This window comes from Bacillus sp. MBGLi79, from assembly GCF_002953915.1.
The window spans coordinates 171074-172801 of sequence record NZ_CP026521.1 but is presented as its reverse complement, the minus strand read 5'-3'; the positions used below and the strand labels follow the sequence as shown (position 1 = coordinate 172801).

2 protein-coding genes and 1 pseudogene are annotated in these 1728 nt (G+C 45.9%); all 3 read right to left on the bottom strand.

From position 1 onward, the window contains the following. Positions 1–167: 167 nt before the first annotated feature. The gene (rpsL, locus tag C1T29_RS00930; RefSeq protein ID WP_020449855.1) at positions 168–584 is read right to left on the bottom strand and encodes a 30S ribosomal protein S12; all 417 of its coding nucleotides are present in this window, start codon (positions 582–584) and stop codon (positions 168–170) included. Between the two features lie 104 nt (positions 585–688). Continuing rightward, positions 689–937, bottom strand: a complete 249-nt coding sequence (locus C1T29_RS00925; RefSeq protein ID WP_023855916.1) for a 50S ribosomal protein L7ae-like protein — start codon at positions 935–937, stop codon at positions 689–691. A gap of 120 nt (positions 938–1057) precedes the next feature. After that, a pseudogene (locus C1T29_RS24615) lies at positions 1058–1728 on the bottom strand (DNA-directed RNA polymerase subunit beta'); the annotation flags it as partial.

The following is a 1728-nucleotide window of genomic DNA, read 5'->3' as shown; positions in this document are numbered from 1 at the left end:
ATCTGATTATCCTCCCTTCTCTTGTTACGGGTTTACAGTAAGCAGAGGGATTTCACGGTTCAGCTGCCGGGATCAAACCAGCGCTAGGCGCGAAAAGCCTGATGCCCTTAACAGCATTGCCAGAACTCCTTGCTTTTAAAAACCCTTTTATTTGTATTTAAACGGAATTATTTTTTCTTAGGACGTTTTGTACCGTATTTAGAACGGCCTTGTGCACGGTTTTCAACTCCGGCAGTATCAAGCGCGCCACGCACGATGTGGTAGCGTACCCCCGGTAAGTCTTTTACACGTCCACCGCGGATCAATACGACACTGTGCTCTTGCAGGTTGTGTCCGATACCAGGAATGTAGGCCGTAACCTCGATTCCGTTAGTTAAACGAACACGGGCATATTTACGAAGCGCCGAGTTCGGCTTCTTCGGTGTCATTGTACCGACACGGGTACATACTCCGCGTTTTTGTGGTGAAGATACGTTAGTGTGCTCTTTCTTGAAGCTGTTGTATCCTTTGTTAAGTGCTGGAGACTTAGAATTTTCAACTTTGCTTACGCGTCCTTTGCGGACTAGCTGATTAATTGTAGGCATTTTGTAATTCCTCCCTTCATCATGTTTTATAACCCACATACCCAGGTGGTTCATTTAAAAGCAAAAAACAATGCCTTTGCATAAAAGCAAAAACAACGAGTACGTTATTGAATAATGGCAACAGCTGCAGCTCCGACTTCAATTCCGCAGGCTTTGCCGAGCTTTTTCATGGACTCTGCCATTGAGACGGGAATCCCTTGTTCATTTGCCAGGTTAATAACATCTGACGTCAGAAAAGGATCAGCGTCTTTTGCTACGACGACTTCCTTAACAGAATTGCGCTTCAGCGCTTTGACTGTCTGCTTCGTACCGATAATAATAGATTGAGCCTGTGATACTTTATCATAAGACATCATATATCCTCCAAAGTAACAGGTTTAAATTGAGCACCTTGGTTATATTATCATCCTGAAAGAAGGATGTCAACACATGATGACAATTTTTAGTGACATCCTTCTTTAGGATTTTTTTATTTATTCAGCCGGAACCATTTCATCAGATGATTGGACTTGCAATACCGGCTTCACTTTACGGTAGTTCAGCATACCCGTTCCAGCAGGAACAAGCTTACCGATGATAACATTCTCTTTAAGGCCGAGAAGCTCATCGCGTTTTCCTTTGATTGCTGCATCTGTCAGGACACGTGTTGTTTCCTGGAATGACGCGGCAGACAGGAAGGAATCCGTTTCAAGCGATGCTTTGGTGATACCGAGAAGCACCGGACGGCCTGTTGCAGGGCGTTTGCCTTCGAGCAGAACTTTTTTGTTCGCTTCGGTAAACTGGTGAATATCGAGCAGCGTGCCTGGCAGCACTTCCGTGTCGCCGGCATCGATGACACGCACTTTGCGAAGCATCTGGCGAACCATAACCTCGACGTGCTTATCCCCGATTTCAACCCCTTGCATACGATAAACCTTCTGCACTTCATGAAGGAGGTATTCTTGCACCGTCGTGATGTCAGTAACTTTCAGAAGCTCTTTCGGATCAACCGAACCTTCTGTCAGCACCTGACCACGGGAAATTTTCTCTCCTTCAGTGACTTTCAGGCGCGCGTTGTAAGGCGCCGTATATGAACGGCTTTCGACTTCGCCCTGAACGACGATTTCCTGCTGTTTGTCACGCACTTCATTGATTTCAGCTACGA